Genomic DNA, 14,298 nt, shown 5'->3' on the forward strand with positions numbered 1-14,298 from the left:
TAACTTTCTAATTTATAAAAGCAATCTCAACTTTTCTTTCGCTGAGATTGCTTTTTTATTATTGATTTGCAATTCGTTCAAAATTACTTTGCAGGTCGCTATTGTGAGTCGGTTGACAATCTGGATAGCCATTAGTCGACTGGTCAACAAGGACTATTGGTTTACCGTTATGAAAGGCAAAGAAATATGTGATCCGATTCTCTGGCGGTTCAGTCCCGTCATGATTATAGATCGCAACAACATTATATTCATAGTCACCCTTGCCAGTTGGTGCCCACCCAATTAAACCGGCTTGACCTTCAACTTGCTCCTGGCTGAAATCGGTTGGATAGGTGACTCCGGTTATGACTTTTATCGCATTATGACCATCATATCGTTCATATGACTGGTGCATTGTGGGTCCCCACTTTTCCATAAATGAAGCTAGTTGTTCATCTTTTTGGTTATTCCACAATGCTTCATCATGATGTGAGCTGCTACTAGCGCTTGTTGAGTTAACTGGTTGACTATTAGCAGCTTGCTGACTACTTTCCGATTCATTCCGATTGCTATTTTGTGCTGTGTTTTGATTCCCACATCCGGCGATCATTGCTCCCATTGCCGTAATCGTGAGAATAGTAATTGCTTTTTTCAATGTTACTCCCCCAGATAAAAGAGACTGAAAAAAACTTAGTTTCTCTCAGTCTCTACTATGTTTAATGAACAATAGCAAGATAGCGCGGTAAATAACCACAAAGCTCAAGTCTAAGCCCGAACAATAATCAATCTGCAACGTGCTCATCATTATTCCAGCTTAGCCGACCTTGTCAAGAAGATTATTTCCCGCTTTCTTCATAAATTAGTCTTCAACTTTTTTAGCGTCATTCATTGCCTTCATAATTGAAGGGTTCTTTGAGTGACAATCCTTAATCATTTGGATGTCTTCAGCACTCAATTCAACAGTGTATTTAGCCATGATTCTCCCTCGCTTTGCTTAAAAAATTACACCTTTACTATATCACATCAGCAAGCTAGTGTCCGCTTCAATTTGGCAGGTTTAATTCAAATCCCATATGTTTATCGTCAATTTTATCATCAATATAGATAGTACCGCGTTTAACGAAACCGATGTCCTTACCAATTTTTTGTACCGGCAGATTTTTGTAGTGGGTATCATAACGAAAATTCCGTACTCCTTGGAGGTACCCGACCGTGATTAGGTTAGAGAAAATAAATTTACCAAGGCTTTGGCCGCTTTGTGACGGCAAGGCAGCAACCCGATGGATAATTGCATACGGCTCGTTTGGTCTTGCCCATTCCCCATCTTTAATATCAGCATAGGTTTGCTCGGGAGTTAATTGTAAAGCTGCCGTTCCCACAACTTGTTGACCATCAATTAATACCCAGCTGTATCCCTGCTGAATATCATTGGCGATAGTCTTCGTGAAGGGGTGGCCGTCCTGCCACTGCGGATTGCCATTTTCTTTTAGCAACACGCGCGCCTGGTCAATAATCGTCATAATAGCATCCAAGTCATTCAAAGTTGCCCGCCGTAAGTAAATCGCCATAATGATCCCTCCTAATTTCGCAGCTTCAGTAGATTACGATACGGTTATTTTAGCATGATAATTATCTTCAACAGCGGTGCTTTAAATAAGCTTAAAGCAATTATCACTGCGTTTTCATTTCTTAATATTCTCTTTGGCTTTCGTGCGTATATTATTCAATTTTTATTGGCATAATTATAATTAGGATGCTAGCGCTTAAAAATGAGGTATTTATTATGCTTAACAAATATTTAATCTCGAACTCGGGACCCCGTGAAACAACGGTGGCCCTCAAAAATTCGAGCTTAGTCGTTTTAACCAAACCAACCAAGCAGGAAATTCAAGATGTCTGTCAGGCTTTTGACTTAAATAAGTTTACTTTTCAATACCACTCCTCCCCAGAAGAAGTATCTCGTTTTCATCAAACAGCCAGCAAGGTATTAAATTCGCCATTTCTCCTTGTGATATACGATTTTATTACTTCTTTTAACCACATTGAAAATCAACTTGCGCCCTCGGTAATCGTTTTTGACGACAACCACTTGATTATTTGCACAGACAGCGAAGAAATCTGCGAAAAAGTTATCAGGAGCAACTATACTGACTTAAAAACAATTCTTTTTAATTACCTGTTGCAATGTCAATACAAGGTTATGCGAACGCTTATCGGCTATAAAAAACAAATTGATGAATTAGATAATGCCGCAAGACAAGGCTTCAATAACAAGCGGCTACGTGAATTAACAACTTTGACACGGAAACTGGTCTTTTTTGAACACACGATGAATGACCAAGCATCAACAATTGCCTCTTTTGTCAAATCTAAATTTTGTCAGCAAGTATCAACAGAAACTTGCCAAGAATTAGCAGTTCAACAGCGACGGTTAACTAAGACCATTCATATCTTCCGTGACCTCCTTGAATCAATCAGCAGTCTTTTCACTGCAATGATGGATAGTAATTTAAATAGCTTAATGAAATTTCTGGACTCGGCAGGCTTAGTTATCGCAGTTGCAGCATTAGTTACTGGGTTTATGGGGATGAACGTCGGTGGCCTTCCCTGGAAAGATGATTTTTATGGTTTTTGGATAATTCTGGCCGTTGCCTTAATTTTGTCGCTATTGGTCGCCTATATTCTCCGCCGCAAACAATATATTAAATAATGAATTTTCCTATGGTATGATGATGGCATTACTTAAAGAAGGGAAATTCTATCATGAAAAAAATCGTTGCCAAGCGTGTTTCCATGCTTGAACTGTTTTATGATTTAATCTTTGTTTATGCTATTGCAAGAATTACATTAATGATTCACCACCCTGTTAACGGCAGTTTGCCACTGAAAACTTATGGTGAATTTATTATTGTCGTTATTTTTGTTTTACAAATCTGGCTGTACCAAACCTTGTATATAAATCGCTTTGGTACTAGCCGGATGATTGATACCATCGGCCTGTTAATTAGTATGTTTGCGGCAACTTATTTAGCTAACAACATTAATACAGAGTGGCGCTTAACCTTCCACACTTTTAATCTTGCGGTAGCTCTTACGGTTGCTAACCTAATTGGCCAGTATTACTTCGGCTCCGATCGTCAACCGGGTAAGAATAGGGACTTGCGGGCATTTTTAATTGCTCTCAGCCTCGAATTTATCTTCCTTATCGCCGGACTAACTATCGGCTACCGCTATGGGATTTATCTTTGCATTATCGGTGGCTTGATCGGTTTTCTTATGCCTACAGTTATATATAAAATGTTTAAGCCAGAGCAGGTCAACTTCCCCCACTTAGTTGAACGGTTAAGTTTGATTATTATCATTACTTTTGGTGAGACCCTCGTTAATATTACCCATTACTTTAAGGGTGCCATTTATTCACCCCTGCCAATTGCGATTTTTGTTGGTGTTGCGGCCCTCTTTGGCGTATACACCCTATTAGTCGAACGCTTCTTAAATCATCACCAATCCACCCGTGGCTTTATTGCAATGTATACTCACGTGGTTATGATTATTAGCTTACTTTCAATTACTGCGGGGACAATTTACATGGCTAATGATGAAGTTTCGCGGTTATTTTTGAGCGGCTTTATCGCTACCAACTTAATCGTCTTCTATGTCTGCTTATGGTTATATGGATCCTATAACCATCAACACCTTTCTCTCAGTAGTCGTGATCTACTGACAATGGCAGTTGTCCTCATCTTTGGTTGTGCCATGGCCTTATTATGGCGCAATAGCAATTTAGGGTTAATGACTGCTTTTATGCTAACGAATGTGATTGAATTTTGCTTCATGGAGTATCGGTTACACCGTACAATAAAATAACAGCCATGTTCAGCTGAACATTAAAAGGGGCGCTAAGTCCGGACTTTTCCGAACTCTAGCGTCCCTTTTTGTACTGTGTTGTCGCATTTTCAACTGGATCACAGTCCCCCCTTCCTACGATGAGGAAAGAGAAAATACATACACCAGCTGTCATTATTATCAACGAATTTGTTCAAATTTTGTTGCTTTATGGTCCACACCTTGACCAGCATTAGCAATTTGGTAGGTAAAGCTGCCCGCCCGCATCTTCTTACCAAAAGCAAGCATGCGGTTATATTGCCACAGGGAAACCTTACCATTTTGAAGCTTGGATAGCGTTAATTTGCTTCCCTGAGCTTTATAATTCCACCGCCCGTCTTTTGCATTGTCTTGGTATACTTCTTGGAAATCATTAGCACTATTGTTGGCTTTCAGTGCCTCACTCTTATCTGGAGTAACAACAACTTGGTCACCGCTTTGGGCAAAGGTCATGTAAGCATTTTGATTCCCCGAAACAGAAGTGTACTCATAAACATGGCCTGGCAGCCGCTTAGCAACTGAATGACTAGCGTAAAGATAAAAGCCGCCACAAATTACAACAAGAGCAACAATAATAGAAATAATAATCTTTGTTTTCTTTTGCATTTTTATCCCCTATTATTCGTCATCGGACGTATCGGTATCCTGATCACTAGTAGTGGCTTGACTATTGCTGTCCTCGTCACTGCTGCTTTGGCTACTGTCACTATCGCTATCACTGTCCGTACTACTGCTGTCCTCACTGCTACTATCTTTGGTGCTGCTGCTATTGCTACTACTATCATCATCACTTACGCTAGCGTAAACGTGAATTTCATTGCCATCTTTTTCGATGTAAATCGTAATATCTTTCTTAGCCTTTGAGCCAAGCGCACTTTCAATCTCGCTCAAAATAGCATCATAATTATCTTTCTTGGCATTCTTCAAAATAGCCGCTGAATTAACGTCAAGTTCATCAGCATCATTACCGCCATTACCTTCGTCAAATGATAACTTACTATTTTCATTAGCATCGTTTAAACCACTAACAATATCAGCCGCACTAACTGATGAAGAATGGTGCTTCTTAGTTGACTTGGTAGTGCTGGATTGGCTGCTTTCATTTTCGTCATTATTGTTACTATTGTTATTAGTTGCGCCCGCCTTGTAGATTGTCGTTGAGTGATCAGAATTATCTGTCTGATCGTAATTTTTAACAATTGATTGGGGCTGAACCGCAATATTAACAGTTGTTGGCCCATTATTAATAGTGACCTTCGTTTGCGCAACGGCGTACGGATCAACGTTTGGATTATAGCCCGCCGGAACACTACCAGTCCGATCTAAAATCAATACATCCCCCGCGAAAATTAGATTTGCATTCTGAATATTATTATCGTAACAAAGCTTAGCAACCGAAATCCCAGTTGCCGCAGAAATACCTGATAACGTATCGCCCCACTGGATAATGTAACGAGTACCATTTAAATTATTGGTATTAATATGCTGCATCGCCATATTATTTGAGATTTGTTCTGGTGTATTAGCAATCCAGTTGGTAATATCAGCTTGCTCTTCTGGTGAGCCGCTTACATTATTAGCACCAGCCGTTACAACTGAACCAACCATTACTGAACCGGCTAAAATAGTCGTCATCAATGTTGCGGCAAGTTGTTTTTTACTGATTTTCATAAAAATATCCTCCCTAACCATAAAAACCTATTAATACATTTTTTTATTTTACTGCTTACTAGTAAAGCGTTCAATAGACGAAAGATTATGGCGGGCGCACAAAAAAGACGCCCGCCGAATCAAAGCAAGCGTCAGGCACCTTATTACAGGAAATTAATTAGCAGCATATATACCCCTGTACCCGTTAAAATTGATAAAGGCATATTTCCTTTCCATAAGTGGATAACAAGGGTCAAGAGCCCCGCCCCAATTTCAATTAAAGCTTTTTGCGGTACGGCAAATGATAGGTTTCGATAGCAATAAACAACCAGCACTCCCATAATCGCTGCAGGAAGAAATTGCCCTAATCGTTCAATATACGGCGAAAGCGGCTTTGACTGGTCAAACATTAAAAACGGGATAAACCGTGTTGCCATTGTGACAGCGGCTGCAATTAGAATCGAAAGAATTTGCTGTGTAATTGTCATTTGCTAGCACCTGCTTTCCAATAATAATTAATCGAAAAGGCAATTACTAATAATAAAAGGGTTACCAGGAGGAAAGTATTTTGCCCACAGACAAATAAGCCAAGAACAGCAAAAGCAAAACCGATAAGGGCATTCTTTTGTGACTTCAGTGACTTGAGCTGTTCAGTAAAAAGGACGATGAATAAGGCAGTCATTACAAAATCAAGTCCCTGGAGGTCTAAGCGGATCAAACCGCCTAATAGACCCCCAAGCCCTGCACCAATAACCCAGCTGCAATAGTTAAAAAGGGTTACATAGAAGTAAACTCGTGGTCGGTCTAATTCTTGCGGAACTTCAAGAGTAGCATTTAGGGAAAATGATTCATCACACATCCCGTAAATCAAAAACGGCTTGAGCCTTCCCGTATGTGAATACTTCTTGAGCATCGTTATTCCATAAAAAATATGCCGTGAGTTTACTAATAAGGTAAGAATTAACACCGTTAGTGGTTGAAAATGCTGTATCAATAAGTTACCAATCACAAATTCAATTGAACCGGCAAAAATAATTGCCGCCATTAAGAGCGGATATAAAAAGTTGAAACCTAGTTTATGCATATAAATTCCGTAGCTCGTCCCCAAAAATAAAAAGCCAAGAATTATCGGAACCGTCTTTTGTAAAGCGTACCTTGCTTCTTTAGACATCTATGTCCCCTCCTCTTAAAATATTTGTTTTATATTCTAAAAGTTCTTTCATTTGCGTACAAGGGAAATTTTGCCATACAGATTAAAAAAGCTCAGAACGGCTTCAAATCGTTCTGAACTAGTTTGAGGTTATTTATTTTGAACCATTCCTTGCACGCACCGACGCATCTCGGCAATATCTAGTACACCTTGAGCAAAGCCCTTTTTGATTAACTCATCAGGGACGTACTGGTCATACTTATCAAAAAACGGGACTTCATTTTCAAAAACTAAATCAATTGGGTCGAAGGATTTAGCAGCTTCTTCGGCCATAATTTGGTAAAATTCGTCTGCTGTCGCGTCCATCGAAAATTCCATATAGTAGGGACGAACTGAATTAAAGCCACGTAAGCCTAAGCGCCCCGCACATTTTAACCGTAATAACCGTTCTAACGCTAAAAACGAATATGTCCCCGTCCAAGGAAAAAGACACCACATTTTACCACCAAGGTTAATTAATGGGTTCTTTAGCATTCCCGCAAGCCGGGCAGTTTCCCGTGCTTCACGTAAACGGGCTGAGGCGTTTGCCATTAAGTAAGGGTATTTTTTATCTTCTGTGAGGACTTGACGCATCCGCTCTAAAATCCGTGGATGAATGTCCCCGGCAACATCCCCAAAATATGCCGGAATCCGTCCTTTGACTTCATGGCAATACACTTGGTGGCGTTGCCGATCAACATCTTCAACCACCCAAACACGACCAGCAATGGCAATCTTATCACCTACGGGAGGCGGTTTAACAATCGTGCCCAGTTCCTCAGAACCAGAATGAACGCTAAATTCTTCGTTTTCCTGAAAAACAGCATAAAACTTAAAGTTATTAACGACACGTTCCCCCGCTAGTCCAACAATTAAGCCCCCGTTTTCAGTTTGCTGGAGGTGATCAATCGCAATTAAGTGTTTTAATAAAATACGATAGTCATCCTGAGTTATATTACGGAAAGGTGAGAGGGGTAAAATCCGTGAAGCTAGTTCAGCCGGTGTCATTTCCCCATTAGCGGCAACCGTACTCATCGTCTGATGATAAAGAAGGCTGTACGGCAACCGCCCTGTTCGTGGTGGTTCAACAAACCGTTCTTCAAGATATAACTGAACAAGAGCGATTCCTTGAATTAGCGGCCAGGGAATTAATTCTGGTAACATTGCCCGTGATTCGGGATGTTCTTCGCGCATCACAAACCACATCTCCGGTGGATCGCCACGACGACCAGTCCTCCCCATCCGTTGGAGAAATCCAGAAACCGTAAAGGGCGCCTCAATTTGAAATGCTCGTTCTAACCGGCCGATATCAATTCCTAATTCTAGGGTTGCTGTCGCACAAGTAGTCATTAACGAATTATCATCACGCATCGCTTCCTCCGCAGTTTGGCGAAAAGCAGTTGAAAGGTTACCGTGATGGATCATAAAACGATCGGGTTCATGGTTGGCTTCGCAATAGGCCCGCAATGATTGACATACGGCTTCACATTCTTCACGACTATTAGTAAAAACTAAACATTTTTTACCGCGAGTATGTTCAAAGACATAAGCCAAGCCTGGATCAGCCATCGTGGGGGCCTTATCCGTTGCTTGGTCTAATACTGGCTGGGCATCACGTTCTTGCGCGCTATCCCCTGCTTGAACAGGATCCTTATAGAAATGTTCCATCGATAAACGCCAGACTTCATGCGTGTCTGCAATCTTAGGAATAATTGTCCCCTTATCAGTACCTGCAGATAGTAATTGACCAGCTGCCCGCGGATCACCAATTGTCGCTGATAAGCCTATTCGGCGGGGATGACACCCAGCTAATTTAGCTAAACGTTCAATTAGGCAAAAAGTCTGTCCGCCACGATCCCCTCGAAGCATGGAATGGATCTCATCAATTACGATAAAGCGTAAATCCCCAAAGAGGTTGGGAATATCCATATGCTTATTTAACATTAAAGACTCTAATGATTCCGGCGTGATTTGTAAAACGCCAGACGGATGCCGAAGTAATTTGCGTTTTTGGGATTGAGCAACATCCCCGTGCCAACGCCAGACCGGAATACCCGGTTCATGGCAAAGGTCGCGTAAACGTTGATATTGGTCATTGATCAGCGCCTTTAACGGGGCGATATATAAACACCCCACCGAAGCAGGAGGCTCTTCACTCATTAATGAAAGAATTGGAAAAAAGGCCGCCTCAGTCTTCCCCGATGCAGTTGGCGCTGAAAGCAATACATTCTCATCGCGATTAAAAATTGCCTCACCTGCCGCCTGTTGAATTGCCCGTAAACTTTGCCACCCCTGATTGTAGATATAATCTTGAATAAATGGGGCATACCGTGAAAATACATCCAAATAGCTCACCTCCCTTATATCTTTAAACTTTCACTTTAAATTTTAAACTCCGCGAAATTATCATCTGTCTCATTGGATACCGCGGTTGATTGATTATAGTTAAATTTGTCAGATTCTAATAAGGACTTAATATCAGTTTGGGGATTTTGCCAGAGAATATCTAATAACTCAATAAAATCCCGAATCACTTCCCGCGGGGTAATATTAGCACTTGCCCCAATCCGCCCATATTCAATCTTGATAAAGGTCGCTAAATCAGGCTCAGTAATTGAGCGGTCATAGCTATAAAGGCTGGCATGCATATCGGCTAATTTTTCAACTAATACCAACATTTCTTCAGCTGTCAACGGTTCGAGCTTAATCACCGGAGCATACATATCGCGAGCACCATCTTGTGAAAACTTACCTTCTGCTAACCGTGAGCGCAAGGCCTCATAGCTATAAACACCACGCCGCCGATCCTCAATTGCCTGAGGAGTACCGCCCATCATAATCCCCAGATATTTTGCTTTTCCTTGTAATGCGTCATTGTACATTGTCAAGATCTTTTCATAGTTATATTGGCGACTAATACTATTGGGGATTTTGTAAATATTAACGAGTTCATCAATCATTATTACTAGCCCTTGATAACCAGCTTGCCGAAAGAATAACGCAAATAGCTTTAGGTATTCATACCAATCATCATCCGTAATAATAATATTAATTCCCAGTTCTTTTTTAGCATCAGTTTTACGATCATATTCACCACGAAACCACTTGGTAACCTTAGCCTTGGTTGCTTGGTCATCGTTGATATACGCTTGATAGTACATCTTTAATAATTCAGCAAAATCAAACCCATGAACCAGCTCATTTAGGGAAGTAATTACCTTATAAATCTCCTTATCCACCGCCAATGGAAATGCTGGATCGGCTGGCGAGACACCTTGTTCACTTGCCACTTTGGTCTGTACGGAATTAATCCAGCGATCAAGCACAAGGTTTAATGCCCCGCCTTCCGGACGAGTTTTAGTTGATAAATTCTGGATTAATTCACGGTAAGTCGCTAATCCTTGCCCATTATTTCCATGCAACCGGCGTTCAGGCGAGAGATCGCCATCAACAACAATAAAGCCTTTATCCATAATATAATTACGCATTGCTTGAAGAAGAAAACTTTTACCCGAGCCGTAGCGCCCAACAATAAACCGAAATGAAGCCCCACCAGCCGCTATGATATCAACGTCATGCAGTAAAGCAGCAATTTCATCTTTTCGCCCAACTGTTATATACGGGAGGCCAATCCGCGGAACAACCCCGCCTTTTAGGGACGTTAGGATTGTTTGAGCGATCCTCTTTGGTACTCGTTTACGATTTTCTGGCATGTTGCTCCTCCTTTAACTAATTAACGTTTTAACATCTTCAAAATAGTCTTCGATAATGTAAGGCTGGTCGTCCTCATCAAATTCAATAACAGTATCACCAATTTCATCGAATAATTTGTCATTAATACGATCAACAACAATACTTACCATTATATGCCGCTGCTTAAAATACGCCGCCCATTCTTGCCCATTTAATAAGCTATTCAAAAGGTATTGCTCAGCTGGCGATAAGTTAAGGTTATTATCTGCTGGCACATCAATTGCGGTCGTTGACTTTTGAGCGTTCTTGCTAATTTCCTTTCTTTCTTCATCTTTTTCGGCTTGACGTTCCTCATCAGTTAACAAGCTATCCTGGGTAACCGAAGCATCAGCCCGAATTTGATCAAGGTGGGTTAAGTCAATTTTAACTTGTGGCCGTCGCGCAATCTTGAGCTGCCGTTGGGCCTCTAAAATCGCCGGCTCAATTTCCACAAGTAATTTTTCCCTAAATGGCCGCGGCTTTAATTGGCGACCAAGATGAAACACTTGTCGAACAAGCCGGTCAATCTCATGAAGAAGACTACCAATCTTTTGCGCTTGGCGTTTTGCCGGCAGATAGTACTGGTAAACCCACTTTCCTCGTTGATACGAATAACTACACTGCGCATCTATTAAACAAGTAAAAGGCTTGTTAACCCGCCGATCATAAAAAATTGCATTAGCAAATGGCCGGCTAGTAATTTCTCCTTGCCAACCGAGTAAATCACTACCTATATCTTCATCAGCTAGTGAACATAACCGTTGCCACACACGCTTAACGATAGCCGCCAATAGCTCAGGATCTTGGCGGGCTAACGGACAGTGATCAAAATGATAAGACGATAAAGAATCTAATGCTGCTAAGACATCCGTTGCTGGCGTATCAGTAACATTTAACAGCTTATTATAAGCTGTGTCCTTTTTTATCTGATCTGCAAAGTGCTTTTTAATATATTCTGGTCCCAGTTGGTAATAAACCACGTAATCACGAAGCCATTGGTCTAAATTTTTAACCATGCGGGCATCCATAAAATCAGCATAACCAGTCTTAAATGCGGTTAATTTATCGTAGCCTGCTAATGGTGACTCAACGCCAATCTGATTAATCAATTCATAAAGGTACACATAAACAAATGATGCCGATGTCTCATGAAATTCACTAGCACGAATCTTTGTCCGCCAAGTAAAATAGCCGCGGAGTTGGGCGGTCGTCATATCATGGTATGTCGGAAAGTAACGGTGAAAAACACCTTGGTAATCATAATTATCATGGTATTCTGCAACACTTTGTCCCTGAAAATAAAAATTCTTCGCCCTGCCAGTAAGTGGCGGTAATGTATAGTCATATAAGGAATTCATTTTTAAAATCGCTGGAGGAAGCTGACGAGAACTCTTAAACAACGGGGATCGTTTGGAAAAAGATAACGGTATGTCATGGTAAACATTCTTTTGTGCAACTGGAGGAACATAGATAAATTGCTCACTGTGCTGATCCTCATTATGCTGGCTCATGATTACTCCCTCCTTCTTGAACATTTGTTCGCATAGCTATTATATTACATCTGCCTTACCAAGACAATGACTAAATTACTGAAGAATACGATAAGCTAAAATACTGTTTTCCGTTAAACCAAGGCGTTTGATATCAACTCCTAAGTTGTATTGCCAGAGGTTTGACCCGATTGTCACGCCTAAATCGGCCACAAGCTGACGAATTGCTGCAAGACCTTTTTCAATACCCGCTTCATCATTTTTAACTTTCACAACAACATATTCCCCATTTTGCTGGTCAATAACAGGAACACTTAACTGATTATCGAAAGATTTTTCTTTAATAATACGAAAACCAGAATCTGCATATTGGTTAGCCTGAGCTTGGGGCAAGTCGGTCAAAAACCCGGATAATCTTTTATCCGCCATCGCTCCGGTTCCTAGTTGCTGGTAAAAACTACTATATGCCTGGGCAATTTCTTGTTCAGAACAGTCAACTTTAAAATCTGAGCACCAAAATTCACGATGCGGTAAATAACACCGTGTAGCGACATAAAAATCAACATTGGCTAATTGGAGGTTGTTCTCTTCTTTTTGGTTTAGGATTGTTAAAACCTGCTGCAAGTTCTTTATCCGAAGCTGAACTTTCTCTTTTAATGCACTAAGCTTCTTATTCAGTGCTTCGGAACTGCTATCATTTAAATAATCTTTTATCTCTTCTACCGAAAGACCTAGCTCCCGTAACCCCAAAATAAAGTTTATTTGATAAATTTGCTCATATTTGTAATAGCGGTAACCATTAGTCATTATTTTCGCTGGTTTAAAGATACCTTTTTGATCATAAAAAATTAATGTTCGCCGACTTGTGCCAACAACCTTAGCAAATTGCGAAATTGTCATTAATTCCTGCTGCACCATTATACTTTTCCTTTCATTATTAAAAATTCTTGTTATTTACTATGATTAAATCATAAACTGTAACCTAGCGTTACAGTCAAGACTTAATTAGCGACAAATAAAAAGACGCTAGTGTTCATAAAATCTGAACGTTAGAGTCCGCTTTGTACTTGTGCAGGGCGTCTGTCATGCGCCCTCATTTTTATATTAATGTTTAAAACTCGCTTAATGACAGAATTAAAAGTCGGGACACGGTGATTATTTAGTAATTCCAATCATTACTCCACCAGCAACAACTAAAATTACCCCAGCAATAATAAACCGCACTTCCTTAGGGGTCTTAGCTTCATGTAGAATCCACAAACCACCTAACGTTGAAATAACAACATTTAACTGCGAAATTGTGTAACCAACAGCAACCCCGTTAATTTCATTAGAAAAGATAATCCCAAGGTTAGCAATAGCAAAACATACACCAGTGGCCATGTTCTGCCATGTCTTCTTGGCAAACAATTGACTATCATGTTCAAATGAGCAAAGGATAATCATCGTGATAAAAATAGCAACAGCCTGGGGAAAGACAACATCCCAGCCGCTAAGGTGAAATGCGGTCGGAAATGAAGCGTAAGCAACAAACCCAATTGAAGAAACTAAAAGATAAAGCATTCCCTTCTTAACGTTGCTTCCTTGATCACTCTGCTCTTGATAAGCCGTCATAGCAATGCCGACTACGATTAGGACAAGTGCGCCAATTCCTAACATCCACTGATTGGCAGTCGTCCATTCGTGAAAGCAAATTGCCCCAATCAACGCCGTTCCCACAAGTTGCTCACCAACTGAAATCGGCATGGTCATTGAAACACCAACAAGCGAAAAACTCTTAACTTGTAAGATGATTCCCACACAAAAACCAATTCCGCTCAAAGCAGCACCGATCCATAATGCTGGCGTCAACACTGGCTGTTTAATAAAATACACCCCAATTCCAACTAATAGGGTGACAATCGCCATCCCCATTACCTTATTAGTATACTTACCACCAATTAACTGCATACAGATAACTTGAAAACCTAACCCAAACGCCGGAATCAAAGCAATCAAAATATCAGTAAAGGCCATCATACCCACTCCCTTAATAAAATACAAAACCTATCACAATCCTGTTCTTCAGAAAAGCGATAGGTCCGTAGTATCTCATTAAAATTTTTAAAATAAATCAATAACTAACTTTCCCCCGCCTCACTTAAGAACTTTCTATAGTTAAGTATATCACAATCTTAGATAGCGCTTTCTTCAATTTAAAAATTATAGTTAATGGTTTTAATCCTTACGAAAACGCCAGCTTCATTGGGCAGTTCAAGGCTGTGAACATCTCAATAGAGCTCTTGTTGTAGAACGAATCATGGCAAAAGCGCGTCATTTTGAGCAAGTAACCGTGTTTCCTTCTTTACATGCAAGGATGGGGAATCCATTTGG

The 14,298-nt window shown here is 40.5% G+C and carries 13 protein-coding genes and 1 pseudogene; 3 read left to right on the forward strand and 11 right to left on the reverse strand.

Annotated features, from left to right (window positions below):
* Window positions 1-58: 58 nt before the first annotated feature.
* The gene (locus DTK66_RS07895) at window positions 59-634 is read right to left on the reverse strand and encodes a DUF4767 domain-containing protein (protein WP_191668313.1); all 576 of its coding nucleotides are present in this window, start codon (window positions 632-634) and stop codon (window positions 59-61) included.
* Window positions 635-1,022: 388 nt separating this feature from the next.
* Complete coding sequence (locus tag DTK66_RS07900; RefSeq protein WP_191668314.1) at window positions 1,023-1,547, reverse strand: GNAT family N-acetyltransferase; 525 nt, start codon at window positions 1,545-1,547, stop codon at window positions 1,023-1,025.
* A gap of 215 nt (window positions 1,548-1,762) precedes the next feature.
* On the opposite strand from DTK66_RS07900, the gene DTK66_RS07905 reads away from it, so the two are divergent.
* Together DTK66_RS07905 and DTK66_RS07910 are read left to right on the forward strand one after the other, a co-directional pair.
* Window positions 1,763-2,689 carry a magnesium transporter CorA family protein gene (locus DTK66_RS07905; protein WP_191668315.1) on the forward strand — a complete coding sequence of 309 codons (927 nt, stop codon included), beginning with the start codon at window positions 1,763-1,765 and terminating at the stop codon, window positions 2,687-2,689.
* 53 nt (window positions 2,690-2,742) lie between these two features.
* Window positions 2,743-3,846 (forward strand): low temperature requirement protein A, encoded by a 1,104-nt coding sequence (locus DTK66_RS07910; protein ID WP_225209046.1) that lies wholly within the window; start codon window positions 2,743-2,745, stop codon window positions 3,844-3,846.
* Between the two features lie 159 nt (window positions 3,847-4,005).
* Here DTK66_RS07910 and DTK66_RS07915 read toward each other — a convergent pair whose 3' ends face one another.
* From DTK66_RS07915 to DTK66_RS07955, 9 genes are all read right to left on the reverse strand, one after another.
* Entirely contained in the window at window positions 4,006-4,470 is a 465-nt protein-coding gene (locus tag DTK66_RS07915; protein WP_191668316.1) for a hypothetical protein, read from the reverse strand.
* 12 nt (window positions 4,471-4,482) lie between these two features.
* The gene (locus DTK66_RS07920; RefSeq protein WP_191668317.1) at window positions 4,483-5,535 is read right to left on the reverse strand and encodes a LysM peptidoglycan-binding domain-containing protein; all 1,053 of its coding nucleotides are present in this window, start codon (window positions 5,533-5,535) and stop codon (window positions 4,483-4,485) included.
* A 143-nt stretch (window positions 5,536-5,678) separates the two neighbouring features.
* Window positions 5,679-6,002 (reverse strand): branched-chain amino acid transporter permease, encoded by a 324-nt coding sequence (locus tag DTK66_RS07925; RefSeq protein WP_191668318.1) that lies wholly within the window; start codon window positions 6,000-6,002, stop codon window positions 5,679-5,681.
* Window positions 5,999-6,685, reverse strand: a complete 687-nt coding sequence (locus DTK66_RS07930) for an AzlC family ABC transporter permease (protein ID WP_191668319.1) — start codon at window positions 6,683-6,685, stop codon at window positions 5,999-6,001. The genes DTK66_RS07925 and DTK66_RS07930 overlap by 4 nt, the downstream gene beginning before the upstream one ends.
* A gap of 129 nt (window positions 6,686-6,814) precedes the next feature.
* Complete coding sequence (locus tag DTK66_RS07935; RefSeq protein WP_191668320.1) at window positions 6,815-9,049, reverse strand: DEAD/DEAH box helicase; 2,235 nt, start codon at window positions 9,047-9,049, stop codon at window positions 6,815-6,817.
* A 35-nt stretch (window positions 9,050-9,084) separates the two neighbouring features.
* Window positions 9,085-10,416 carry an ATP-binding protein gene (locus DTK66_RS07940; protein ID WP_191668321.1) on the reverse strand — a complete coding sequence of 444 codons (1,332 nt, stop codon included), beginning with the start codon at window positions 10,414-10,416 and terminating at the stop codon, window positions 9,085-9,087.
* A gap of 12 nt (window positions 10,417-10,428) precedes the next feature.
* Window positions 10,429-11,946 carry a TerB N-terminal domain-containing protein gene (locus DTK66_RS07945; protein ID WP_191668322.1) on the reverse strand — a complete coding sequence of 506 codons (1,518 nt, stop codon included), beginning with the start codon at window positions 11,944-11,946 and terminating at the stop codon, window positions 10,429-10,431.
* A gap of 75 nt (window positions 11,947-12,021) precedes the next feature.
* A complete protein-coding gene (locus DTK66_RS07950; RefSeq protein WP_191668323.1) occupies window positions 12,022-12,843 on the reverse strand; it encodes a MerR family transcriptional regulator in 822 nt (273 codons plus the stop codon).
* A gap of 237 nt (window positions 12,844-13,080) precedes the next feature.
* Window positions 13,081-13,944: a GRP family sugar transporter gene (locus DTK66_RS07955; RefSeq protein WP_225209047.1), complete on the reverse strand. Its 864-nt coding sequence runs from the start codon at window positions 13,942-13,944 to the stop codon at window positions 13,081-13,083.
* A gap of 205 nt (window positions 13,945-14,149) precedes the next feature.
* On the opposite strand from DTK66_RS07955, the pseudogene DTK66_RS07960 reads away from it, so the two are divergent.
* Window positions 14,150-14,278: pseudogene (locus tag DTK66_RS07960) on the forward strand (DUF436 family protein); the annotation flags it as partial.
* Window positions 14,279-14,298 lie beyond the last annotated feature (20 nt).

The sequence above is a fragment of the Limosilactobacillus walteri genome (assembly GCF_014830205.1).
Taxonomy (GTDB): Bacteria; Bacillota; Bacilli; order Lactobacillales; family Lactobacillaceae; genus Limosilactobacillus; species Limosilactobacillus walteri.

What these genes read in the sequence shown, in the direction of transcription:
- DTK66_RS07955 (WP_225209047.1), bottom strand. Translation starts at nt 13,944, where the DNA reads ATGATGGCCTTTACTGATATTTTGATTGCTTTGATTCCGGCGTTTGGG.
- DTK66_RS07900 (WP_191668314.1), bottom strand. Translation starts at nt 1,547, where the DNA reads ATGGCGATTTACTTACGGCGGGCAACTTTGAATGACTTGGATGCTATT.
- DTK66_RS07945 (WP_191668322.1), bottom strand. Translation starts at nt 11,946, where the DNA reads ATGAGCCAGCATAATGAGGATCAGCACAGTGAGCAATTTATCTATGTT.
- DTK66_RS07940 (WP_191668321.1), bottom strand. Translation starts at nt 10,416, where the DNA reads ATGCCAGAAAATCGTAAACGAGTACCAAAGAGGATCGCTCAAACAATC.
- DTK66_RS07905 (WP_191668315.1), top strand. Translation starts at nt 1,763, where the DNA reads ATGCTTAACAAATATTTAATCTCGAACTCGGGACCCCGTGAAACAACG.
- DTK66_RS07925 (WP_191668318.1), bottom strand. Translation starts at nt 6,002, where the DNA reads ATGACAATTACACAGCAAATTCTTTCGATTCTAATTGCAGCCGCTGTC.
- DTK66_RS07910 (WP_225209046.1), top strand. Translation starts at nt 2,743, where the DNA reads ATGAAAAAAATCGTTGCCAAGCGTGTTTCCATGCTTGAACTGTTTTAT.
- DTK66_RS07950 (WP_191668323.1), bottom strand. Translation starts at nt 12,843, where the DNA reads ATGGTGCAGCAGGAATTAATGACAATTTCGCAATTTGCTAAGGTTGTT.
- DTK66_RS07930 (WP_191668319.1), bottom strand. Translation starts at nt 6,685, where the DNA reads ATGTCTAAAGAAGCAAGGTACGCTTTACAAAAGACGGTTCCGATAATT.
- DTK66_RS07920 (WP_191668317.1), bottom strand. Translation starts at nt 5,535, where the DNA reads ATGAAAATCAGTAAAAAACAACTTGCCGCAACATTGATGACGACTATT.
- DTK66_RS07915 (WP_191668316.1), bottom strand. Translation starts at nt 4,470, where the DNA reads ATGCAAAAGAAAACAAAGATTATTATTTCTATTATTGTTGCTCTTGTT.